Source organism: Pedobacter chitinilyticus (assembly GCF_003313385.1).
GTDB classification, from domain to species: Bacteria; Bacteroidota; Bacteroidia; order Sphingobacteriales; family Sphingobacteriaceae; genus Pedobacter; species Pedobacter chitinilyticus.
Genome location: NZ_QMHN01000006.1, coordinates 209513 through 232229 on the forward strand (window position 1 = coordinate 209513; position 22717 = coordinate 232229).

The following is a 22717-nucleotide window of genomic DNA, read 5'->3' on the forward strand; positions in this document are numbered from 1 at the left end:
ATTTAAACTCCTGTTAAAAAGTGTTAAAAGAAAAATTAGTTAAGTTGTTCACTAATTTTGCCAAAGCGACGTTCGCGTTTTTGGTAGTTTACAATAGCCTCATAAAGATGCTCTCTTCTGAAATCGGGCCATAGTGTTTCGGTAAAATACAATTCGGTATAAGCCATCTGCCACAAAAGATAATTACTGATACGGTGCTCTCCGCTAGTGCGGATCATCAGCTCAGGATCAGGGATATTGGCAGTGGTAAGTTTAGAGGCAAAAAGCTGTTCGTCAATTTGATCAATGTTAATTTGACCATTTTTTACCTGCTCAGCTATTTGTCTTGCAGCTTCTACAATTTCCCATTTTGCACTATAACTTAATGCTAAAGTTAAGGTACATTTTGTATTGTCTTTTGTTTTGTTCATGGCATCTGCCAAGTCATCAATACATTTTTGGGGCAGTGATTTTAGGTCACCTATTGCATTTAGCCTGATGTTATTTTTGTTCAGTGTTTCTGCTTCTTGGTTGATGGTAGAAATCAACAGTTCCATTAAGGCATTCACTTCATCAATTGGACGATTCCAATTTTCTGTTGAAAAAGCATAAACAGTAAGATATTTCACGCCTATCTCTACACAACCTTCCACAATATCTTTTACGGAAAGCACTCCACTCTCATGACCAAAAACCCTAAATTTCCCTTGGTTTTTTGCCCAACGACCATTGCCATCCATAATGATGGCGATATGTTCAGGCAAGCGATTAACATCTATTTGATCTTTAAAATTCATTTACTGTTTTAGAGGGCGTTAGGTTAAAAACACTTTTGGCTCACAAAGGTATAAGTTATGCCAATACCTACAAACATATAAGTATCTCTTTTTCTAAAATCTCCACGTTGTGTGTTAGGTACACCAGTATAAATCCCCGTTACTTCTCCTGAACGATCGGATAAAATTTGCTGCATTTGGCGAATAGTGGGATCACTGGATAGCTTACTAGCATCTGGATATAGTCCACTCACATCATCTAAATAATCGGTATAGGCATTTCTGTAGCCAATATTGCTCATTAAACTCCATCTTTCGCTTACTCTATATTTTACACCCGCACCGAACGGAATGGTTAAAGCATAGGTTTTATAGGCTGCACCTTCTGTATAGTAAGAGGCCAAATCATATTCTTTTCCTTGATAAATCGCCTTTGGCTTAAAAATCACGCCCCCTACCCCTGCGAAAAGGTAAGGCGAAAATTTGGAAAAACCTCCTCCAGCAAAATAATCGAAAAAGTTAAAATCGACCATTAAACTGAATTCATGAAGTTTATTGCTAAAGCTAAGGTTACGTTCCCTGAAACTTGCATTAGAAGATTTGGCATCATCAGCTTTGATTTTACCAAAATTATAATTTAAGGAAAGTGCCCAATTAGGATCGAAGTTGATTTTAGCGAAACCTCCAAAAGAAGGCCCACTAATTTTTAAAGGTTGTGTAGGATTTAGATCGCCCATATAGCCAGCACCGCCCGCCTGTACGCCAAGTTCTAATACTTGAGCTTTAGCGTTAGGAGCGTTAATGGCAAAAAGCGTGCTTAAAACGATGACTAATAGCGTCTGTTTATACTTCATCCTAGTAATTACGGGTATCAATACCCCAAAGCAATTTATTCCTTAACGTCGTTAAAAACGTTTCATTGTTAAGGCGGATAAGATTTATGCTAAATTTTGCTTTGTTGATATTGATTTTCACACTTCGGTCTACTGTTTCTGTTCTCGAATCGCAGGTAAGTAAGAACTTTGTGCTACGTGCTTCTACTTCAAAAGTAAGCTCCACATCATCAGGCACAATAATTGGCCTTACATTTAAATTATGTGGTGCTACTGGGGTAATGACAAAGTTTTGAGCGCTTGGTAAAATGATTGGTCCACCGCAACTTAACGAATAAGCGGTTGACCCTGTTGGTGTAGCAATGATCAAACCATCGGCCCAATAGGAGTTCACAAACTCACCATTCATATAGGCATGGATAATCATCATCGCAGAATCATCTCTACGATGGATCGTGATATCGTTCAACGCAAAGTTCTCATCACTAAACAAACTAGTTTGAGATTCTAAGTTAAGTAAACTACGTTTATCGATGGTATATTCGCCATTCACCAGCGCTTTGATGGCACCATCAATTTCCGATTTATTAATGCTTGCCAAGAATCCCAAACGACCAAAGTTGATTCCAATGACTGGGATTTGAGAATCGCGTACAAATGAAAGCGTATCCAAAAGTGTTCCGTCGCCACCTAAACTGATTAGGATATCGGCTCGGTTTACTAATTCCTTATGCCCCGAAAAAGTAGCAAGGTTATCTGGTAATACCAATTTGTTCTTTATAAAATCAAAGAACTTTTGATAAACCGTAATTTCAATTTGATTGGCAACTAGCGCATCAAATACCTCTTGTACAAAAGGCAATACGCTATCATTAAAATCTCTACCGTATAAGGCTATTTTCATGCAAGGATTATACGTTTAAATAGTTCATGAACGAATCAAATCTATCCATTGAGTCGTCGTCATGACTACTATTGTTAAATACTGCTTTAACTTCATAATCGTAGCGCTCAAAGGCAGCCACTATCGCAGAAATTTCTGTTTTATTAATTTTTAAGGTCACTTCTAATCTGGTAGAATCGGGAAAGACATTAATATATGAAGAGAGTATTTGTGCATTATCTGCTTCTACTATCTGCGCCATATGGGCCAACGAGTTGTTTCTGTTACTAATGGAAAGCACAATAATACCTCCTGGCTCACTTACCGAATAAAGGTTGGCAGTAAAATTCAGCAAGTTGTTGATAGATACGATCCCCAAATAATTCTTTTGCTGATCGAGCACAGGCACTACTGAAAGTTGCAATTCACTAAATAGCCTAATGACTTCGTAAATATGAGCGTTCTCGAAAGTGAATGTATTCAACAACTTGACAGGCAAAGCACCTATGGCAATTTCCATGTCCCTGGCCTCCATGAGTTCTTCTTCGGAAACCAGGCCAAGGTATTGGATTTCGTTAACGATGGGCAAATGATACAGTTTAAACTCATTCATACGCTCCAAAGCTTTCCGAACGGTATCGGAAGTACGCAATGGCGGTATAACGTTTGATATGAGTTCTCCTGCAAGCATAATTTACTTAAGCAAAATTCTGTCCAAAAATTTTTCCAAATGGTCATTAAATACCACTGGTTGTTCCATCATAGGGGCATGACCACATTTATCCACCCAATTCAACTCTGAATTAGGCAATAGCTGATGAAATTCCTCCGCTACATCTGGTGGGGTCACCTTATCTTGTTTTCCCCATATTAACGATACTGGAATGGTGATTTTTTTCAGCTCTTTTGCCATATTGTGCCTAATAGCCGATTTAGCAAGTGCTAAAATCCTGATCACACGTGAACGATCATTAACTGTTTGGAATACTTCATCTACCAATTCCTTGGTTGCCGTTGCTGGATCGTAAAAAGTGAATTCTACTTTTTCTTTGATGAAATCGTAGCTTTCTCTTCTTGGGAATGAACCGCCAAAAGCGTTTTCGTACAAACCAGAACTTCCTGTAAGTACCAATGCTTTTACAAATTCCTGATGGGCAACGGTAAATACTAAACCAACGTGGCCTCCTAAAGAATTTCCCACCAAAACCACTTGATCTAACTTTTTGAATTTAAGGAAACGATGCAAATATTTAGATAAACTTTTCACTCCCAAAGTTAAAATGGGCAGTTCATATATAGGCAAAATGGGCACAAGGACACGATAATTGGATTTGAACTTATCCACAGTATGTTCCCAATTGCTTAGCTCGCCCATTAAACCATGAAGTAACACTAAAGGTTCTCCTTCTCCAACCTCAATAAATTTAAATCCCTCTTGTTCAATTACTTCGTAATTCATAAATATTATTATGTATGGTCTTGGTATATGCCACTAAGTTAATAGAGTAAATGTAATTAATGAGAATTAAAATCACATTTTAACACTTACTATGTTTAATCATCTTTTTAAAAGTACTAAGAAAGCTGGCTTTTCACCACTTCTCCTATTAATTTACCCTCAGCTTTTCCTGCCAATTCTTTATTGGCTAAGCCCATCACCTTACCCATCTCTTTAATGGTAGTTGCTCCAGTTTCGGCAATTATCTTAGAGATAATCAACTCTATTTCTGCTCTTTCCAGTTGCTTAGGCAAAAATTGCGAAATCACGTCAATTTCTTCTTGCTCCACTTGGTAAAGGTCATCTCTACCCTGTGCTTGATAAATATCCGCTGATTCTTTACGTTGCTTTACCAGCTTTTGTAAAATTTTTATTTCAGCTTCTTCATTGATCTCTTCTGTTTGGCCTTTTTCTGTTTTTGCCAATAGCAATGCAGATTTAATCGCCCTAAGACCTCTTAATTTTACTTGATCTTTAGCCAACATGGCTTGTTTTATTTCCTGATCTATGTTTGTTGATATCATATTCAAATGGGTTAACTGTCTATTTGTTTAACTGGTTAATTGTTTTGTTGGTAAATCTGTTAATCGCTCAATAGCAATTAATAAAATCAACGATTTAAACGATTAAACAATCCTAGTCTCTCTTTACTATTGTTCCGGTAGCTTGGGCAGTTGGCATAATCAACATGTCGTTAATGTTCACATGTGCTGGCCTACTTACTACATACCAAATGGCGTCTGCAATGTCTTGTGCAATTAAAGGTTCCAGTCCATCGTAAACTTTCTTGGCTCTATTTTCGTCGCCTTTAAAACGCACAATAGAAAACTCAGTTTCTACCATTCCTGGATTGATTTGAGTTACTTTAATGTTATGCGGCAAAAGGTCAATGCGCATTCCTTTGCTTAATGCATCCACCGCATGTTTTGTGGCACAATATACATTTCCATTGGGATAAACTTCTTTTCCAGCAATAGAACCAATATTGATAATATGTCCATGTTTACGTTCCACCATCCATCCCGACACTACTTTTGTGACATATAGCAAACCTTTAACGTTTGTATCAATCATGGTGTCCCAATCATTGGTATCCCCTTTATCTATGGGATCCAAGCCTTGGCTTAAACCTGCATTGTTTACCAGCACATCCACATTTTTCCACTCCCCAGGCAAAGTATCCAGCACATAATTGATATTTTCCTTGTCTCTTACATCGGCAATGAGTTTTTTGATTTTAACCCCATACTTTTCATTGAGTTGCTGCGCTTGAGTATCTAAAAGGTTTTCCCTTCTGGCAACGAGAATTAAATCATAACCTTGTGCGGCAAAAGTATCAGCACAGGCAGCGCCAATGCCAGATGTTGCCCCAGTAATTAACGCTATTTTGGCCATCTGTTTTTGTTGGATTTTGCACAAAGTTATGCTTTTTATTAAAAGCCCTTTACTCAAAAAACAAGCTGAAAGTAAAATTTCTTAAAATTGCTCTGTCTATAGGGGTGTCGTAAGGATGGCCTTCTCTTTTGATAACGTCTCTAAATGAGTGACTTACTTTAATTTCTGGCGACATTTTAAAATATTCAAAATAAAGATCGAAACCTATGGCGGCTTCATAAGACGAATATTTTCCGATATTTTTCAACATGCGTTCTTTCCAAGCAAAACCATCATCTTTTGGTTTTTTACCTGCTCCCAAATCCATCGAATACTTAAGGCCTAAAAGCAAATAGGCTCTAAAATCCTTGCGCCGTTCTGATTTCAGCTTGATGCCCAAAGGTAAATCTACAATTACGGGACTTACTTTTTGGTCTTTTACTGTACCATCGCTGAAGGTATAGTCAACCAATTTATCAGCAAAAACTAAACTGGGTGTGCTGCGTAAATCCACATTAGGATGAAGCTTATAATTAACTACGAAACCAATTCCAAATCCTACGGACGGCTTAGTTTGAATTCCTGTTAGCGGCGGAGTCACTGGACCTAAAGGCCCTTCCTGTGGATCTGTATTAATAAAAGGTTGTCGCCAATTAGGCTTGTTAATGATTTTATATTCTGAAAGAACATATTGGAAACTGAAACCCCAATTGAAATCTTGTTGATCGATACCCCCACCCCAATTTTGGGCATTGGCAGCATTAGCAGACAGGAAACATAAGAGAATCAATAAAGGTTTCTTCATTTAATACCTGTATAAATGGCACTAATACCAAACGTTAAAGAACGGTGTTTGGTATGCTGGTAGCCAATTTTTTCCATCAAAGCGGTAAAGTCTTTTCCATCAGGGAATGCTTGCACCGACTCCTCCAAATAGGCATAAGCTTTTTTATCCTTCGAAAATAAGCCTCCAAAAAAAGGTGTGGCATATTTAAAATAGAAGTGGTACAACTGTTTTACAGGAAATACTCTTGGCTTAGAAAACTCCAAAATCACCACTTTACCTCCAGGTTTAAGTACTCGAAACATATCCGCCAACCCTTTTTCAAGGTTCTCGTAGTTACGTACTCCAAAAGCAACTGTGATGGCATCAAAGGTATCATCTTCAAAATGTAATCCTTCCGAATCACCTTTTTGCACTGAAAAAACATGGCCCAAATTTCTTTCCGCAATCTTCTTCTTAGCTACTTCTAACATTCCTTCGGAAATATCCACCCCAATAATTTGTTGAGGTTTTAAAATCTTGATGGATTCAAATGCGAAATCTCCAGTTCCAGTGGCCACATCCAATATTTTTTGAGGTTTGGAAGACAACAATTCCTTAATGGCCTTTTTACGCCAAATGATATCAATACCTAAAGACAAAAAGTGGTTAAGGAAATCGTAGGTCCCAGAAATGTTGTTGAACATGCTGGCCACCTGTTCTTTTTTAGTTTCGGTACCAGAATATGGAGTGATTTGTGGATTCATAATGCTGTGCAAAGATAGGGTTATTTTGGTTAATCGATTAACTGTAAAAACTGGTTAATTGTATTTGATAATCGATTAACCGATTAAACGTTTCTCACAATTAACCTTATCTTTGCAAAATGATTATTAAATCGGCAACCTTTGTAGTTAGTAATACCAAAGTATCGGCTTTGCCTTTACCAGACATGCCTGAATATGCTTTTATAGGTCGTTCTAACGTAGGAAAATCGTCATTGATCAACATGTTGGTGAACCAGCAAGGCTTGGCAAAAACCTCTCAGAAACCAGGAAAGACACAGTTAATTAACCATTTTCTAATTAACGAGAAATGGTACATTGTGGATTTACCAGGTTATGGCTATGCAAGAGTTTCTAAAAGCAGCAGAGAGAAATGGGAGAAATTCATTAGGGCTTATATTACCAAAAGGGAGAACCTACAGTGTGTTTTTGTTTTAATTGATAGCCGTTTGGAGCCACAGAAAATTGATTTGGAATTTTGCTCTTGGTTGGGCGAATGCCAAATTCCCTTTGCATTGGTTTACACTAAAGCAGATAAGCAATCTGGTCCAAAAACTGATCAAAATGTAGCCAAGTTTAACAAAACCTTATTGGGTTGGTTTGAAGAAGTACCTCCATTTTTCGTTACCTCTGCTGAAAAAGGACAAGGCAAAGAGAAACTGCTGCAATTTGTTCAAGAGGTAAACCAAGATTTTGTAAAACCAATAATTGACCCTCAATTTTATTCTGCCAGCAAATCAGAGTAATCCGTTTTTTTAGTACGTTAATGAAGAAATTTTTCTCTTTAGTTTTATTTGCCCACTCCATATTTGCAATGCCTTTTGCCTTTATTGGATTTTTTTTGGGCGTAACCACTACTGCTAATCCATTTAATTGGTATTTATTATTGGCTGTGGTACTTTGCATGGTATTTGCCCGTAATGCCGCGATGGCTTTCAATAGGTATTTGGACCGTGATATTGATGCTAAAAACCCTCGTACAGTTATGCGAGATATTCCTTCTGGAAAAATTTCAGCGAGAGCTGCACTCATTTTTGTGATTGTTAACTGCGTGCTTTTTATTGCTACTACCTATTTAATTAACCCACTTTGCTTTTACCTGTCGCCAATTGCTATTTTTGTGGTATTGTTTTATAGTTACACCAAACGTTTCACGGCCTTATGTCACTTGGTATTAGGTCTTGGACTAGGTTTGGCTCCCATAGGCGCTTACATTGCGGTTACAGGTCAATTTAACATTGTGCCTGTTTTATATTCGCTTGCAGTACTATTTTGGGTAAGTGGTTTCGATATTATTTATGCTTTGCAGGATGAGGATTTTGACCGTTCTGAGAAACTACATTCTATCCCATCGGCATTAGGTCGTAAAAATGCACTCAGACTTTCGTCTTTTCTACATGTATTGTCGGCAGCTTGCGTGATAACGCCTATTTACTTCATGGATTTTGGATGGCCATATTATGCTGGAGTGGTGTTTTTCTGTACCATGCTCATTTACCAGCACCGTTTGGTCAAACCTAACGACATCAGTAAAGTGGATAGGGCCTTTGCTACGACTAACGGTTATGCCTCTGTGGTATTTGCTATTTGTTTTTTGGTAGATGCTTATTTGAAAACCAGATAGTTTTTTAATGGTTAATGGTTAAGGATCAATGGTTAATAAGCTCATTTTCCGCTGATTTAGCAGATTCCAAGCCACAAATTAAACTTGCTAAATTCCACCACTAATCTCTAACTACCAGTTCTTGGTCAATTCCTAACACACCCGCTGATTCAACAGATCTTAATCGCAAGGTTATAGGAGATTTGCCCACCAAGAGATAACTTTCCCTAGTTTCTAACTACTAATTCCTAATCCCTAGCCACTACTTAAACAGGCAACCTATTCAGTTCAATATCGTCTGGGCTTACGAAAATCAACGGTACTTTTTCCACGTCAACGTAGCTTGAATCTAAACCAAAACTGGTTACTTCAGACAAACTCAACTTTTTAAGGATAAAATAGTAGTCCATAATGGTCTCTTCGTAGAAACTCAGATTGGTAAACTTACTCAGGTGCTTTTCGAGTAGGATGAATCTAAAATCGCCCGCAATTTTGTGCTTATTTAGCGAAGTATATTGACTCGTAATATCTACCTCTCCGTTTTTCACCAATTCCTCAACCACCTTACGGTACAATAGATTTACGCGTTGCTCTATCCTGAAACCAAGTTTAAAATCAATTCTGATCAATTTTCCAGGGATCAGAAATTCTACTTTGTAATCCATGGTATAAGGTTCATCCATTACGTCCACATGCACCAACCAATAAACGTCGGCTCGCTTAGGTTCCTTTTGAATGATGGAATAAACAATTTTTGATTCTATCTCAGTCTTGAAATTAGCACTGGTTAGATATACCAATTGCGACGAGAACTTAGGTACTGATGTATCGTTACTTAATTCCTTAATGATCTCGTAGTAATCTTCAATCTCTACATATTTTACAAACCTATTTTTGATTTTACGAGCTGCGTACCAAGTCCACATTACGCTAAGCAAAACCATACTGATTAACAAAGTCACCCAGCCGCCGTGTACAAATTTAGCCATGTTACCTACCAAGAAAGCAAGCTCAATAGCCATGTAAATGATTACAAAAATTGCAATTAAGTACTTTGGAAATTTCTTCCTTAACATATATACGGCCACTAAAATGGTGGTCATTAAAAAAGTAAGGTTAATGGCCAAACCATAGGCCCCTTCCATGTTATCTGATTTTTGGAAAACCAGTACGATAATGATACAGCCTATACAAAGCAACCAATTGATAGAAGGCACATATAATTGACCTTTTTGCACACTAGGGTAATTGATACGCACTTTTGGCCAAAGGTTTAACCTTACAGCCTCAGAAATCAAAGTAAAAGAACCAGAAATCATGGCCTGCGATGCAATTACCGCCGCTGTAGTTGCCAAAATGACCAGATATAGCACCATACTTTCTGGCACCAACTTAAAGAAAGGATTAGAAAGCGCATCATGTGGATCGTAGCTTCCAGCATTTTTCAACACCCAAACACCCTGTCCTAAATAATTAAGAATCAACATCAGCTTTACGAAAATCCAGCTGATGCGAATATTATTTCTACCGCAGTGGCCTAAATCGCTGTATAGTGCTTCAGCTCCAGTAGTACAAAGGAAAACACCGCCTAATATCAACATTGCTCCAGGATTGGTAGCCATCAGATGAATGGCATAGTAAGGATTCAATGCTTTAAAAATCCAAGGATCGTGAATCACTTGTAAAACACCTATTACCCCTAGCGTACCAAACCAAAACATCATGATTGGTCCGAATAACTTACCCACTAAGTTGGTTCCAAACTGCTGGATAATAAACAAAAGGGCGATAATAGAAATTACAATAGGAATAACCTGTACTTCGGGAAACTTCAATTTCAAACCTTCTATGGCCGATGTCACGGTAATACTTGGTGTAATCATCCCATCAGCTAAAAGTGCTGCCCCACCTATAATAGCTGGAACAACTAGCCATTTGGCCTTTTTACGCACCAACGAGTAGAGCGAAAAAATCCCACCTTCACCTTTGTTATCAGCCCTAAGGGTAATAATTACATATTTTACAGTCGTTTGGAGGGTTAATGTCCAGATGATACACGACAATGCGCCAAGTACCAAATCAGGAGTGATGTGCTGGCCAGTATCGATTACCGACTTAAAAATTGCTTTTAAAGTATAAAGGGGAGATGTCCCTATATCACCAAACACTATTCCCAGTGTGACTAATAACCCTCCGGCAGTGAGGGCATTAACGTTTTTATGACTTGACACGTACTTAAAAATTTGACTGCAAAATTACATTAAATAATTAGGATAAAAACCTATTTCATTAAAAAGCTGAAACTTATCAAAAATCTCGGCTTAATTAGGAGAAATTATACCTTGTTAAATATTGTTAAATAATAGAATTACACCACCTTTTGTTTGAATTCTTTGTTTAATTATTTATATTTTTGTGAAACATTTTAATGAAAACCCACGGAGTAAAAATAGCGCTCAATTTAAATATAGCATGCCTCATTGCAATGCTTTTGCTGATGTGCTCTGTTGTTTTTGCTCAAAAAGTTGATACCAGCCGAATTTCTTTAAGACCGAAAACCAAACCAGCGTCTAAATTTCCAGTTATTAAAGGCAGCGTGCAACCCTACAAACCAAATGTTTATAATTACTTACCTTCTGTAGTCCCAACAAGTAACGCCAAAGCTCCTGCCAAGGAAAAAAGCGAAAAGAACCTTACTGTCCTTAAAATCTACCCAAATCCAGTAGTAGAACAATTAAACATTAACCTGCGTTTGGAAAAGGAAACCAATTTATCCATTAAAATTACTGATTTGTTAGGCAACGACATCGTAACACTTACCAACGAACGATTACCTCACGGTGAGCACACCAAAACCTACAATATGCCTTCTAAACTAAATGCAGGCATCTATTTTCTTCGCATTATGGCAGGCAGCGAACCTGTAATTAAAAAAATATCGGTACTCTAATATCAATTTTTCTTTTGTTAGTTTTGCAATATGAAGATCATTGCAATAGGCAGAAACTATGCCGCACATGCCGCAGAACTTAATAATGCCATCCCAACCAAGCCTATCATTTTTTTAAAGCCTGATACCGCTGTTTTAAAAGACAATAAGCCTTTCTATATCCCTAGTTTTTCTAATGATGTGCATTACGAGTTAGAAATTGTATTGAAGATTTGTAAAGAAGGCAAACATATTTCAGAAAAATTTGCGGCCAACTATTATGATGAAATTGGCTTAGGGGTTGATTTTACCGCTAGGGATATCCAAGCAGAGCATAAAGAAAAAGGATTACCTTGGGAACTTGCCAAAGCTTTCGACAACTCTGCCGTAGTAAGCAGCTTTTTGCCAAAAAGTGATTACATCAATCTTTACGATTTGAAGTTTGAGCTACAAAAAAATAGCGAAACCAAACAGTTAGGGCATACTGCAAACCTTTTGTTTTCGTTTGAAAAGATTATCTCCTTCGTTTCCCAATACATCACCCTAAAAAAAGGCGACCTTATTTTCACTGGAACGCCAGAAGGTGTAGGAAGAGTAGACCAAGGTGACAGATTAGAAGCTTGGCTTGAAGGCAAACAACTCCTTAATTTCGAAATAAAGTAAAAGATGCGCCATTACATTACCTATTTAGCTGCTGTTTTTTCGGCATTCCTTTCGTTTGATTCAAAAGCTCAGCAAACCTACAGCAACAACACCTATCCATTAACAGATTTTAGGTCACCGTTGGATATCGAACCACCCGCACTGGCAGGTTCGTTTGGTGAGCTACGTGCTAACCACTTCCACTCTGGTATCGACTTTAGAACCAATCAGCGAATAGGCTACCCAGTTTATGCACCGGCAGACGGATTCATCTCTCGTTTAAGGGTACAAAACAGTGGCTTTGGGCTAGCACTTTATATTAACCACCCCAATGGCTACACCACCGTTTATGGGCACTTATCTAGGTTTAATCCCAAGATAGCGCAAATTGTAAAAAATACTCAATACAAAAAGCAGTCGTATGAGATTGACGAATTTCCAGCGGCCGATCTCATTCCAGTTAGAAAAGGAGAAGTAATTGCTTACACAGGCAATACGGGTAGTTCTGGAGGGCCGCATTTGCATTTCGAAATAAGAGATAGCAAAACCGAAGCTACGATTAATCCTCAATTGTTGGGCATCAGCATTCCCGACAATATCCCCCCCGTCATTCATGCTATGTATGTTTACCGCCTAAATGGCAAGCCATTTAATGAGGTTACCCCTAAGCAATATTTCCAAGTGACGGGCGGTAAAGGAACTTATAAACTGAACCAAGTAAGCACTATCCATTTAAATGGCGAAGTCGGTTTTGCCATTGTAGTTAACGACAGACACAATGGGGCATCGGGCAATAATGGTGTTTATTCTATTGAACTAGCGGTAGACGATATTACCGTTTATACCTCTGCACTGGAGCGTTTTACCTTCGACAATAGCAAAGCTATCAATTCGCATATTGATTACCCCACTTATCTACGCACCAAACAGAGCATCCAAAAAAGCTTTGTAGATCCAGGAAATCCACTACAGATTTATTTCAACTTGGTTAACAATGGTCGCATTACCTTTAACGATGGCAAGCTACATGCCGTTAAATACACCATTACAGATGCACGGGGGAATAAAAGCACTTTAGCATTTAACGTGCTTGCAGACGCCAAAGCAGTGATTAACACCCCTGATTTACCTGCTGGCACGCTGTTTAGTTACAACAAACAAAATGAATTTAGCAATAACGAGGTAAAAGTAATTTTGCCCAAAGGCACCTTGTACAACGACCTTAATTTCATTTATAAAAAAACTGCCAAGCCGCAGCAAAATGCCTTTTCCGAAATTCACAACATCCAAAACACCTTTACGCCATTACACACTGGCTTTGAGCTTTGGATAAAAGCCGATAGCGCATTAACCAAATACCAAAGCAAAGCGCTCATTGTTAACAGCAATCGTTCATCACAGGGTGGCTATTTCGAAAACGGTTGGGTAAAAACCAAGCCTCGTAACTTCGGCAACTTTTTTATCGCTATCGATACCATTGCCCCTAACATCGTTCCCGTAAACATTGCTAACGGAAAAAATATGGCAGGCCTCAGCAAAATGAGTTTTAGGATAAGCGATAACCTTTCTGGCATCAAAAGCTTTAACGGCTATATCGATGGCAAATGGGTATTGATGGAATTTGATACTAAAACAGCCAGCCTTTGGCATAACTTCGATGAAAAAACAACCACTGGTAAACATACTTTTGAGTTACTTGTTGTTGATATGAAAGACAATACAAAGAGATACGCTATTGAGTTTTACAGGTAATTAAACCATTCATTCGAAACTTCATCATTCAACCATAAAAAATATGAGCACATTAAAAGAAGGCGATAAAGCGCCTGCGTTTTCTGCAAAAGACCAAAACGGAAATACCATTACCCTCGACCAGTTTAAGGGCAAGAAAGTGGTTTTATATTTTTATCCAAAAGATGACACCCCTGGTTGCACTGCAGAGGCTTGTGATTTTAGAGACAACTACCAAGGTTTACAAGCAAAGGGCATCGAAGTCCTTGGCGTAAGTGTAGATGATGAAAAATCACACCAAAAATTTATTACCAAGCACAATTTGCCATTCACGCTTTTGGCTGATACCGATAAAAACATTGTAGAAGCTTATGGCGTTTGGGGCGAAAAAAACATGTATGGCAAAAAATACATGGGTACCAACCGTGCTACTTTTGTCATTGACGAAGAAGGCAACATTGCTCACATCATCAAAAAAGTAGATACTAAAAATTCTACCGCGCAGGTGTTGGAATTGTTGAAATAGGGTCTTTTAAAGACTTAAGAACATTATAGACTTACGAAGTTTTAGAAACTTCGTAAGTCTTCCCTCTCTCCTAATACAACCCAAAAAAAATCCTTCCCAAAAACTGGAAAGGATTTCAGATTTATGTGTGTATTTAAGTTAGTTCATCTGTTGTTTATCATTTTTAACTAAGGCCATTACTGGTATAACCTTCACAATTTTAAATTCAGTGCGGCGGTTAAGCTGATGCTGCGCTTCGGTACACTTTACGCCGTCAGCACATTGGTTAAGCAATTCCGTTTCACCTTTACCAATCGCTGTCAATCGGTCTGCGGCTACCCCTTTGTTCAGCAAGTAATCCATAGCGCTGTTAGCTCTCTTTTCAGACAACATTTGATTATAAGCCGCTTTACCTCTGGCATCGGTATGGGCAACCAGCTCCATCTTCACGTTAGGCATATTTAGCATAAAGGCATTTACTTTATTCAAATCTCCTACGGCATCTGGTCTAATGTTCCATTTATTAAAATCGTAAAAAATGTTGTTAAGCTTTACCGTAAAAACACCCTTAGCTCTTTCCAACTCAAATTTAATATCGTAAATGGTAGACTGATTAATGCCTTTGGTAGAGATTTCGCCAGTTTGGCTGGTAAAATATTGTTGAGGATTTCCTTTTACAACGTAATCTGTCTCTTTATCCAAAGTGAAGGCAAACTTGCCATTGGCATCAGAAATAACAGTACTTTGAGTTCCTTTATCTTTGTTGAGCAATAAGATTTCTAAGCCAGCAATTGGTTGGTTAGTACCTTTTTCAACCACAGCGCCATTTACCGCATAAATCTTCTCTTGAGATTTCGGCTCGGCTTTAACGCCCGTAGCAAATCTATAAATATCATCTAGTCCTACGCCACCATTTCTATTACTCGAAAGATAGCCCGTTTTGTTATCATCATTAAATAAAACACCAAAATCGTCTTTCGGAGAATTAAGTGGCGCTCTTAAATTTTCTATATCTTTAAAGCTATTGCGACTACCTATCGCGGAAAAAATATCCAAACCACCCATCCCGATATGACCTTTTGAAGCAAAGTAGAATTTACCATCATTTCTAACGGTCGGGAAAACATCATCTTGAGGAGTATTGATTTGGTTGCCACAATTTACAGGCTGACTCCAACTTCCGTTCGCCAATTTTTCGCTGTAATACAAGTCCATGCCACCAAATCCACCAGGCATATCAGAAGCGAAATACAAAAGCTTTCCATCAGGTGACAAAGCTGGATGCTGTACTGAAAATGTACCTCCGCTATTAAAAGGCAGTTTATCTTTTTCTATCCATTCATCCCCTTTTTTAACCGCAATCAATAGGTATTGCTTTCCTACCTCTCCCAGTTTCGCCTTTTTATTGCTCGCCAATACCGATCTGGTAAAAATAAGCGTGTCCAAACTTGGGTATACCGCTACTGGACCGCTATGGAAACCTTTATTGATAGAACCTTTTAAGATATCCACTTGCTTAGAAGAAGGCGTGGCACTATATATTTTCAAATAAGGATTACCTGTCCACCCGTACACTTCCTGTCCTTTTTTATTTTTTTGCCAACGATCTGAAATGAAAAGGATTTTAGAACCGAATTTAGCTGGACTAAAGTCAGAGTTTTCGGAGTTAAGACCAATTTCACTTTCCACAAAAGCACCTATGTCTGGATTTTCGGCCCAAATTTTTGCTACGCCGCAAATGTTCGCTTGTTTCTCTGCCTCTTTAGCTTGCGCTGGAGTTTTTTGTCCCCAGGTAGTATAGTTAATAGCAGCCTCATCAAACTTCCCGTTTTGCTTTAGGGCATCCGCTAAGTATTTGTAATTATCCGCTGAAGCATCGGGATAGCTCAATGTCTTTTTATACCAAATCTCAGCGGCTTCGGCATTATTGATAAATCTATAGCAGTTGGCAATTTTTTGGGCTACGTCCATGCTAGGATTGGTCTTCATGATCTTATCATAAATCTCAAGTGCATATTTATAGTCGAGTTGCCTATAAAGCTTATCGGCTTCCTTTATATCGTCAGAAAATAATACCGAAGGCAGGAGATAAATGAGCAAGAAAAGAGCCGAAACCCTGTAAAACTTTTTAAATGTCATAGAAACTCTGCGTTAGAAGTACCGCGGAGTAGTTAAAGTATTGTTTCTGTAGTTTTTTCCAATTACTAAGCCCAAAGATATTTCGTGGCTACCAGATGAATATGAATTTAATTCCGACAAACCGTAATCATAAGCATATCCAATCCTAAACTTTTTGGCAACATAAACTTCAACTAATCCAACAAGCGAATTTTGTTGAAAAGTCCCATTTAAATTGTTAGTTTTTTTCCACATATCCACACCCACTCTGTAAGAGCCTCCTATCCACAGTACATCCTTAAATAAAAAAGATGCGTTTACATCGAAATTACCCATAGTATTGGGGTCATCACGCAACATTATTGAAGGCTTAAACTTCACATCGTCATTAACATTTAAAATTGCTCCCGCTGTTAAGAACATGTGGATAGGTGGCAAAATGATAAATCTTGCACGTTGATTATTTTTATTCAGTGCAGTGGTGAGCAAGTTATTTGCCGAAAGCCCTGCATAAAAAACATTATCACTGTAATGTACCCCAATTTTTGCATCAGGAGAGATGTAATTTTGTACTCCGTTGAAAGATGGGTCCGTTTGGTCTCCAATAATTGCTTTATCACTATTTAACGAGAACTGTACAGCCCCTACACCTATACCAAAACTTAGTCGTCCCTCTTCACCAACAGGTAAGCGATAAGCATAATTTGCCATTACCGCCGTTTGTCCCTGTATCCCTACCCTATCGTTTAAAATGGAAAGCCCTAACCCAACATTGTTATTATGAAAAAAGGCGCCATCCACGATGAGCGATTGTGTAGTAGGCGCTCCCTTTACGCCAACCCATTGGTTACGGCTAAGAAGATTGATGTTTAGATCTTCCTTATAGCCTGCATACGCAGGATTGACCAACAAATTGTTGAACATATATTGGCTATAAGTCACCTCATTTTGAGATTTTGCCACAAAAGGACAAATGACAATCAAAATTTGGAGTAAAAATCTTTTCATTACTTTAGTTTTTAACCATGGTGATAGATCCTTTAAAAAATTGATCCTTACCATCTATTTTTACTCTTAAAACATAAAAATAAGTACCCGAACTAGCGTTTTGCCCATCCCAATATTTAGAGGAATGATAGCCGCCCATTCGATACACCAAATTACCTGAACGATCAAAAATCTTTAAGTCGTTATCAGGAAAAGCATCAATATTTTTCACCTCCCAAGTATCGTTCTTGCCATCACCATCTGGTGAGAAAGCATTATAGATTTCAAGTGGCCCCGCATTCGTTACTTCGGCAAATGCAAAGGGAACATCTACACCACTCATCAACTTTACCCCTTGCGAAGCGAATGACTTGCTCAACCCAGGAAAGAAACTGCTATTATCTTGTGTACTTACAGGAAATACCCTGTCCCAAGTACTCTTAGTGGTCCAATTCACCAAGGTGGTATATTTTTCGGTGCCAGCAGTATAGAAACTTACGTCCACCGCACCACTACCCTTCCAATTCTTTAAAACGTGGTAGTAACTATCATTAACACCAACGATGGCATTTTCTTTGCTAAACCTGCTATAACCGTCAACAGACGGATCTTTATCATAGAATGATGCCCCAATCACACTGGCATCTTTAGACTTAATCGCCACAAACCTCATAATGCCAAGCTTACTTGAACCCAAAGGAAAAACATACTCTTGGCCCGCATCCATGTATCGCACAAATTGACCGCTACCAAGCGTGCTGATAAAACCTTTGTTTCGAAATAAACTGGATCCGCTATTATCTAAATGAAGCTGGCTATCATCTAAATGAACTTCGGCATCGCCTAAATCCAGCGATAGCCTCACATCTACATTACTCTTCACCTCAAAAATTCCTAGTCCACTAAACACCAACCTAGGAAAACTCGTAGTACCAGCCCCTGAGAAAGTAGCTCGTTTTGCAGTAAAAATTACTTTACCATTTGATTCTAATGCAAAAACCGTCGATCTATTGTTTACCCAATCACCCTCAACAATCATTTCCCCATTATTCAATATCGACCCATAGTTATGAATCGCTTTATCCCCCACATACAGCAGGGCGTTCTGGTCAATAAATATCTTAGCCCCATTATTTACCAATTGGGCAAAAACATTTCCTCCACTCATCAAGAGTATGGTGGCAACGAGAAAAATACCAGAAAGTTTTTTCGTTATCATAGCACAGCACTAATGTGGAACGTAGCCAAAGACAGATCTATTGGGTTATCACTGACATTAATAAATTTAACTTCAATGGTGTTGGCACTCACCACCCTTGCATAGGCAATAATTAACCCATCTGGCAACTCAATACTCGAAGAAACTGCTACACTAGCACCAACCTCTACTCCATTAAGTGTAAAGTTTTGTTTATGAGAAGCCTTAGCATTGATGCTGGGCAAATCTATAGAAAATGAACCTTTAGAAATTGAAGTAATGCTTGAGCCATTTACACCAATTCTAACTTTACCATCAGTAGCAACCCTTATACCTTCTACTCGGTTCGAAGCAATAATTAATTCCTTACTATCGGTCGTTCCTAAGAAGTCTGCATTCACCCCAGGATTTGTGGTACCTCCAATGCTTCCAGCACCATTACCTGTTCTTAACCAAGCAGTAGTACTTCCCGAAGGACCTTGCGGACCTGCAGGACCTTGTTCTCCAGGGTCACCTTGATCCCCTTTTGGGCCTTGAATACCTTGCGGGCCAGCGGGACCTTGTGCACCTTGAGGACCAGTTGCTCCTGGATTACCCGCATCGCCCTTATCCCCTTTATCACCCTGTGGACCCTGAGCGCCTTGTGGACCCGTAGCTCCCGTTGCTCCAGCTGGGCCTTGTGGACCAACATCACCCGTATCACCTTTGGCACCTTGTGGACCTGTTAAGCCAATAGGACCTTGCGGACCTACCGCTCCAACATCTCCTTTATCGCCTGCATCGCCTTTGGCTCCCTGTGGGCCCGTTAAACCAATAGGGCCTTGCGGACCTACTGCTCCAACATCGCCTTTATCGCCTGCATCGCCTTTGGCTCCCTGTGGGCCCGTTAAACCAATAGGGCCTTGCGGACCTACTGCTCCAACATCGCCTTTATCACCTTTATCTCCAGTATCACCTTTTAAACCTTGAGGACCCTGCGGACCAGTGGCACCCACATCACCTTTATCTCCCTTTGCCCCAACGTCACCTTTATCTCCTTTCGGACCAGCAGCCCCTTGAGGACCAACTGGGCCTTGAATACCTTGCGGACCAGTAGCGCCAACATCACCTTTAGCACCCTGTGGGCCTTGGGCACCAGTTAAGCCAATAGGTCCTTGTGGACCTGTAGCTCCCGTATTACCCTGGTCTCCCTTTATTCCCTGTGAACCTTGAGGACCCGTTGCACCCACATCACCCTTAGGCCCCTGAGGTCCAACCACTCCAGTAGTCAGGTTGGCAAGCACGGTCCAAGTACCATCTACCTGCTTTTTAAAAACATTACCAGTATTATTATTCAAATAAAGATCACCCTCTTTTGTACTTGCAGGTTCTGTACCAGCATTTGGTGGATTAAGTGTACCATTATACCATTGTGCGCCTGCAGGACCAATTGGACCCGCGGGACCTACCACACCTGTCGTTAAATTGGCCACTTCTTTCCAAACACCGCCATCTCTGATAAATACTTTGCCGTTACTATTATTAAGGTAGTAGTCACCATTTCTAGAACCTGCTGGCTCTGTAGCTGCCGTAGGTGGATTGAGCGTACCGTTTGACCAGCTCGCTCCGTTAATACCTGGAATACCCTGACTACCCGTTTCACCTTTATCACCTTTTGCCCCTGCCGAACCAATTTCTTCCCACTTATCTAAATTCCAAGTATTGAATTTATTAGTGGTAGTATTATAAATCAACAAACCATTAATGGAGGCATTAGTTACCCCAACAGCCTGTAAAGCGTTTCGTTGAACTTCAGTTAAGCGGGGAATCAACAAACCTTTTTCGGTGGAATAGATCTCCAGAACTGATTTAGTGTTAGGCTTTTCCGTACCAATACCTACCGAGCCATTTTGGGCATAGGCAAAAGATGAGAAAAACAGAAATGTTAAAAAAGTAGAAATTCTCATAAGCGAAAACGTTTATCTGTTGATTTTTGGGTAATTACCTACTCAAAATAAGAATATATTTATGACTATAACAAACTTATCAACATTTATTTTATCAAAATTGGAAAATTGTGGAAAACTATGACAGCAAAAAAATGACATTATAGACAAAAAACAAGGCCTAAATAATTGGCAAACGGATATTTAAATTAACTTTGTTACTATTACAACAATTATTTTTTTTGGATGAAACATACAATCAGTGAACTAGAAGATATCGCTTCCCAAGTAAGGAGAGATATCCTTAGAATGGTACATGCGGTACAGTCTGGGCACCCAGGTGCATCTTTGGGCTGTGCAGACTTCTTTACAGCTTTATATTTCGAGGTGTTGAACCATAACCCGAAATTTGACATGGATGGTAAAAACGAAGACCTTTTCTTTTTATCAAACGGACATATTTCACCAGTTTGGTATAGCGTGTTAGCTAGGTCAGGATATTTCAACGTAAGTGAATTAAGCACTTTTAGAAAACTGGATTCGAGATTACAAGGACACCCAACCACCCACGAAGGGCTACCAGGTGTTCGTATTGCTTCTGGATCGTTAGGGCAAGGTTTATCAGTTGCTATTGGCGCTGCACTTGCCAAAAAAATTGATGGTGACAAATCATTGGTTTTTGCCCTTTTGGGAGATGGGGAATTACAAGAAGGCCAAAACTGGGAAGCATTTATGTTTGCTCCGCACAACAAAGTGGATAACATTATTGCAAGCATTGACTACAACGGTCAGCAAATTGATGGTCCTACCGAGAAAGTACTTTCTTTGGAAAACCTACAAGCTAAATTTGAAGCTTTCGGTTGGCATGTAATTACTTCTAATGGTAACGATATGGAAGAAATCCTAAAATCGTTAGAGTATGCAAAATCATTAACTGGAAAAGGAAAACCTATTTTAAACTTGATGAGTACCCAAATGGGCTACGGTGTTGACTTTATGGTGGGCACTCACAAATGGCACGGTTCTGCTCCAAGTGACGAGCAATTAGCCAATGCCCTTGGACAAATTAAAGAAACCCTAGGGGATTACTAATCAGATTTTTATTATTAGATAATAGATGCGACTCATACGAGGCATCCTTTATCGTATATTTAAACAAGATAGATTTGAGAAAAGATTTAGCACTATAACCTAAACCAATCTCACCTCTTATATCTCAACAAAAATGAAAAAATACACTTACACAGATAAAAAAGACACCCGTTCTGGTTTTGGAGCTGGCTTGCATGAGGCGGGAAAAAGAAACGAAAATGTAGTTGCTCTTTGTGCCGATTTAGTTGGCTCACTTAAAATGGATGCTTTTATCAAAGATTTTCCTGAGCGCTTTTTCCAAGTAGGTATTGCAGAAGCTAACATGATGGGTATTGCCGCTGGTTTAACCATTGGCGGAAAAATTCCATTTACAGGAACTTTTGCTAATTTCTCTACTGGTAGGGTTTACGACCAAATCCGTCAATCTATTGCTTACTCTGGCAAGAATGTAAAAATCTGTGCTTCTCACGCTGGCTTAACACTAGGTGAAGACGGTGCAACTCACCAAATTCTTGAAGATATTGGCTTAATGAAAATGTTGCCAGGAATGACTGTAATTAATCCTTGTGATTACAACCAAACCAAAGCAGCAACCTTAGCCATTATGGAACACGAAGGTCCTGTTTATTTACGCTTTGGTCGTCCAGTAATCCCTGTATTCACGCCAGAAGACCAAAAATTTGAAATTGGCAAAGCTTGGATGGTGAATGAAGGTACTGATGTAACTATCGTAGCAACAGGCCACATGGTTTGGAGAGCAATACAAGCTGGTGAGGAGTTAGAGAAATTAGGCATCGATGCTGAAATTATAAATATCCATACCATTAAACCTTTGGACGAAGAAGCCATCTTAAAGTCTGTAAAGAAAACAGGTTGTATTGTGACTTGCGAAGAGCATAATAAATTTGGCGGTTTAGGAGAGAGTGTTGCTCGTTTCTTAACCTCTACTTATTTGGCTCCACAAGAGTTTGTAGCGGTTAATGACAGCTTCGGAGAAAGTGCAACACCTGATCAGTTGATGACAAAATACAAGTTAGATCCTTCAGATATCGTAGCAGCTGCTCAAAAAGCAATGGCTAGAAAATCTAAATAACCT

The 22717-nt window shown here is 39.0% G+C and carries 22 protein-coding genes; 8 read left to right on the top strand and 14 right to left on the bottom strand.

Annotated features, from left to right (window positions below):
* Window positions 1-35: 35 nt before the first annotated feature.
* From DUT70_RS17765 to ubiE, 9 genes are all read right to left on the bottom strand, one after another.
* Window positions 36-776, bottom strand: a complete 741-nt coding sequence (locus tag DUT70_RS17765) for an isoprenyl transferase (protein ID WP_113648711.1) — start codon at window positions 774-776, stop codon at window positions 36-38.
* 23 nt (window positions 777-799) lie between these two features.
* Window positions 800-1609, bottom strand: a complete 810-nt coding sequence (gene porG, locus DUT70_RS17770; protein ID WP_113648712.1) for a type IX secretion system protein PorG — start codon at window positions 1607-1609, stop codon at window positions 800-802.
* Between the two features lies 1 nt (window position 1610).
* Complete coding sequence (locus DUT70_RS17775) at window positions 1611-2492, bottom strand: NAD kinase (protein WP_113648713.1); 882 nt, start codon at window positions 2490-2492, stop codon at window positions 1611-1613.
* Window positions 2493-2499: 7 nt separating this feature from the next.
* On the bottom strand, window positions 2500-3162 hold the full coding sequence (locus DUT70_RS17780) for a CBS domain-containing protein (RefSeq protein ID WP_113648714.1): 663 nt from the start codon (window positions 3160-3162) through the stop codon (window positions 2500-2502).
* A gap of 3 nt (window positions 3163-3165) precedes the next feature.
* Entirely contained in the window at window positions 3166-3930 is a 765-nt protein-coding gene (locus DUT70_RS17785) for an alpha/beta fold hydrolase (RefSeq protein ID WP_113648715.1), read from the bottom strand.
* A gap of 116 nt (window positions 3931-4046) precedes the next feature.
* Window positions 4047-4493, bottom strand: coding sequence for a GatB/YqeY domain-containing protein (locus DUT70_RS17790; RefSeq protein WP_113648716.1), 447 nt, complete (start codon window positions 4491-4493; stop codon window positions 4047-4049).
* A 112-nt stretch (window positions 4494-4605) separates the two neighbouring features.
* Window positions 4606-5364 (bottom strand): SDR family NAD(P)-dependent oxidoreductase, encoded by a 759-nt coding sequence (locus tag DUT70_RS17795; RefSeq protein WP_113648838.1) that lies wholly within the window; start codon window positions 5362-5364, stop codon window positions 4606-4608.
* Between the two features lie 49 nt (window positions 5365-5413).
* Window positions 5414-6148, bottom strand: coding sequence for a type IX secretion/gliding motility protein PorT/SprT (gene porT / locus DUT70_RS17800; RefSeq protein ID WP_113648717.1), 735 nt, complete (start codon window positions 6146-6148; stop codon window positions 5414-5416).
* Window positions 6145-6873, bottom strand: a complete 729-nt coding sequence (gene ubiE / locus DUT70_RS17805) for a bifunctional demethylmenaquinone methyltransferase/2-methoxy-6-polyprenyl-1,4-benzoquinol methylase UbiE (protein ID WP_113648718.1) — start codon at window positions 6871-6873, stop codon at window positions 6145-6147. Before ubiE ends, porT begins: the two co-directional genes overlap by 4 nt.
* Window positions 6874-6992: 119 nt before the next feature.
* On the opposite strand from ubiE, the gene yihA reads away from it, so the two are divergent.
* Window positions 6993-7637: a ribosome biogenesis GTP-binding protein YihA/YsxC gene (gene yihA, locus DUT70_RS17810; RefSeq protein WP_113648719.1), complete on the top strand. Its 645-nt coding sequence runs from the start codon at window positions 6993-6995 to the stop codon at window positions 7635-7637.
* Between the two features lie 20 nt (window positions 7638-7657).
* Complete coding sequence (locus tag DUT70_RS17815) at window positions 7658-8515, top strand: UbiA-like polyprenyltransferase (protein ID WP_113648720.1); 858 nt, start codon at window positions 7658-7660, stop codon at window positions 8513-8515.
* A gap of 245 nt (window positions 8516-8760) precedes the next feature.
* On the opposite strand, the gene DUT70_RS17820 is transcribed toward DUT70_RS17815, so the two are convergent.
* A complete protein-coding gene (locus DUT70_RS17820; protein WP_113648721.1) occupies window positions 8761-10725 on the bottom strand; it encodes a KUP/HAK/KT family potassium transporter in 1965 nt (654 codons plus the stop codon).
* 197 nt (window positions 10726-10922) lie between these two features.
* Between DUT70_RS17820 and DUT70_RS17825 the strand changes: the two genes are divergently transcribed.
* Genes DUT70_RS17825 through bcp form a run of 4 tightly spaced genes read left to right on the top strand, consistent with a single transcriptional unit; the run spans window position 10923 to window position 14322 of the window.
* Window positions 10923-11444, top strand: coding sequence for a T9SS type A sorting domain-containing protein (locus tag DUT70_RS17825; RefSeq protein ID WP_240432185.1), 522 nt, complete (start codon window positions 10923-10925; stop codon window positions 11442-11444).
* A 30-nt stretch (window positions 11445-11474) separates the two neighbouring features.
* The gene (locus tag DUT70_RS17830) at window positions 11475-12086 is read left to right on the top strand and encodes a fumarylacetoacetate hydrolase family protein (protein ID WP_113648722.1); all 612 of its coding nucleotides are present in this window, start codon (window positions 11475-11477) and stop codon (window positions 12084-12086) included.
* A 3-nt stretch (window positions 12087-12089) separates the two neighbouring features.
* Window positions 12090-13817 carry a M23 family metallopeptidase gene (locus tag DUT70_RS17835; protein ID WP_113648723.1) on the top strand — a complete coding sequence of 576 codons (1728 nt, stop codon included), beginning with the start codon at window positions 12090-12092 and terminating at the stop codon, window positions 13815-13817.
* A 43-nt stretch (window positions 13818-13860) separates the two neighbouring features.
* Window positions 13861-14322, top strand: a complete 462-nt coding sequence (gene bcp / locus DUT70_RS17840; RefSeq protein WP_113648724.1) for a thioredoxin-dependent thiol peroxidase — start codon at window positions 13861-13863, stop codon at window positions 14320-14322.
* Between the two features lie 138 nt (window positions 14323-14460).
* Here the strand turns inward: bcp and DUT70_RS17845 are convergent, their stop codons facing one another.
* The 4 genes from DUT70_RS17845 to DUT70_RS21230 are packed head-to-tail and all read right to left on the bottom strand — an operon-like array spanning window position 14461 to window position 20550.
* Window positions 14461-16440, bottom strand: a complete 1980-nt coding sequence (locus DUT70_RS17845) for an OmpA family protein (RefSeq protein ID WP_113648725.1) — start codon at window positions 16438-16440, stop codon at window positions 14461-14463.
* A 12-nt stretch (window positions 16441-16452) separates the two neighbouring features.
* Window positions 16453-17427 (bottom strand): PorP/SprF family type IX secretion system membrane protein, encoded by a 975-nt coding sequence (locus DUT70_RS17850; protein WP_162926661.1) that lies wholly within the window; start codon window positions 17425-17427, stop codon window positions 16453-16455.
* Between the two features lie 4 nt (window positions 17428-17431).
* Entirely contained in the window at window positions 17432-18625 is a 1194-nt protein-coding gene (locus tag DUT70_RS17855) for a gliding motility-associated C-terminal domain-containing protein (protein WP_113648727.1), read from the bottom strand.
* Window positions 18622-20550, bottom strand: a complete 1929-nt coding sequence (locus tag DUT70_RS21230) for a collagen-like domain-containing protein (RefSeq protein WP_128353386.1) — start codon at window positions 20548-20550, stop codon at window positions 18622-18624. The genes DUT70_RS17855 and DUT70_RS21230 overlap by 4 nt, the downstream gene beginning before the upstream one ends.
* A gap of 225 nt (window positions 20551-20775) precedes the next feature.
* Here DUT70_RS21230 and DUT70_RS17865 point away from each other — a divergent pair, with 225 nt between their 5' ends.
* The gene (locus DUT70_RS17865; RefSeq protein ID WP_113648728.1) at window positions 20776-21621 is read left to right on the top strand and encodes a transketolase; all 846 of its coding nucleotides are present in this window, start codon (window positions 20776-20778) and stop codon (window positions 21619-21621) included.
* A gap of 133 nt (window positions 21622-21754) precedes the next feature.
* Window positions 21755-22714, top strand: a complete 960-nt coding sequence (locus DUT70_RS17870) for a transketolase family protein (RefSeq protein ID WP_113648729.1) — start codon at window positions 21755-21757, stop codon at window positions 22712-22714.
* The last annotated feature ends 3 nt before the right edge of the window (window positions 22715-22717 follow it).

What these genes read in the sequence shown, in the direction of transcription:
- DUT70_RS17765 (WP_113648711.1), bottom strand. Translation starts at nt 776, where the DNA reads ATGAATTTTAAAGATCAAATAGATGTTAATCGCTTGCCTGAACATATC.
- porG (WP_113648712.1), bottom strand. Translation starts at nt 1,609, where the DNA reads ATGAAGTATAAACAGACGCTATTAGTCATCGTTTTAAGCACGCTTTTT.
- DUT70_RS17775 (WP_113648713.1), bottom strand. Translation starts at nt 2,492, where the DNA reads ATGAAAATAGCCTTATACGGTAGAGATTTTAATGATAGCGTATTGCCT.
- DUT70_RS17780 (WP_113648714.1), bottom strand. Translation starts at nt 3,162, where the DNA reads ATGCTTGCAGGAGAACTCATATCAAACGTTATACCGCCATTGCGTACT.
- DUT70_RS17785 (WP_113648715.1), bottom strand. Translation starts at nt 3,930, where the DNA reads ATGAATTACGAAGTAATTGAACAAGAGGGATTTAAATTTATTGAGGTT.
- DUT70_RS17790 (WP_113648716.1), bottom strand. Translation starts at nt 4,493, where the DNA reads ATGATATCAACAAACATAGATCAGGAAATAAAACAAGCCATGTTGGCT.
- DUT70_RS17795 (WP_113648838.1), bottom strand. Translation starts at nt 5,364, where the DNA reads ATGGCCAAAATAGCGTTAATTACTGGGGCAACATCTGGCATTGGCGCT.
- porT (WP_113648717.1), bottom strand. Translation starts at nt 6,148, where the DNA reads ATGAAGAAACCTTTATTGATTCTCTTATGTTTCCTGTCTGCTAATGCT.
- ubiE (WP_113648718.1), bottom strand. Translation starts at nt 6,873, where the DNA reads ATGAATCCACAAATCACTCCATATTCTGGTACCGAAACTAAAAAAGAA.
- yihA (WP_113648719.1), top strand. Translation starts at nt 6,993, where the DNA reads ATGATTATTAAATCGGCAACCTTTGTAGTTAGTAATACCAAAGTATCG.
- DUT70_RS17815 (WP_113648720.1), top strand. Translation starts at nt 7,658, where the DNA reads ATGAAGAAATTTTTCTCTTTAGTTTTATTTGCCCACTCCATATTTGCA.
- DUT70_RS17825 (WP_240432185.1), top strand. Translation starts at nt 10,923, where the DNA reads ATGAAAACCCACGGAGTAAAAATAGCGCTCAATTTAAATATAGCATGC.
- DUT70_RS17830 (WP_113648722.1), top strand. Translation starts at nt 11,475, where the DNA reads ATGAAGATCATTGCAATAGGCAGAAACTATGCCGCACATGCCGCAGAA.
- DUT70_RS17835 (WP_113648723.1), top strand. Translation starts at nt 12,090, where the DNA reads ATGCGCCATTACATTACCTATTTAGCTGCTGTTTTTTCGGCATTCCTT.
- bcp (WP_113648724.1), top strand. Translation starts at nt 13,861, where the DNA reads ATGAGCACATTAAAAGAAGGCGATAAAGCGCCTGCGTTTTCTGCAAAA.
- DUT70_RS17845 (WP_113648725.1), bottom strand. Translation starts at nt 16,440, where the DNA reads ATGACATTTAAAAAGTTTTACAGGGTTTCGGCTCTTTTCTTGCTCATT.
- DUT70_RS17850 (WP_162926661.1), bottom strand. Translation starts at nt 17,427, where the DNA reads ATGAAAAGATTTTTACTCCAAATTTTGATTGTCATTTGTCCTTTTGTG.
- DUT70_RS17855 (WP_113648727.1), bottom strand. Translation starts at nt 18,625, where the DNA reads ATGATAACGAAAAAACTTTCTGGTATTTTTCTCGTTGCCACCATACTC.
- DUT70_RS21230 (WP_128353386.1), bottom strand. Translation starts at nt 20,550, where the DNA reads ATGAGAATTTCTACTTTTTTAACATTTCTGTTTTTCTCATCTTTTGCC.
- DUT70_RS17865 (WP_113648728.1), top strand. Translation starts at nt 20,776, where the DNA reads ATGAAACATACAATCAGTGAACTAGAAGATATCGCTTCCCAAGTAAGG.
- DUT70_RS17870 (WP_113648729.1), top strand. Translation starts at nt 21,755, where the DNA reads ATGAAAAAATACACTTACACAGATAAAAAAGACACCCGTTCTGGTTTT.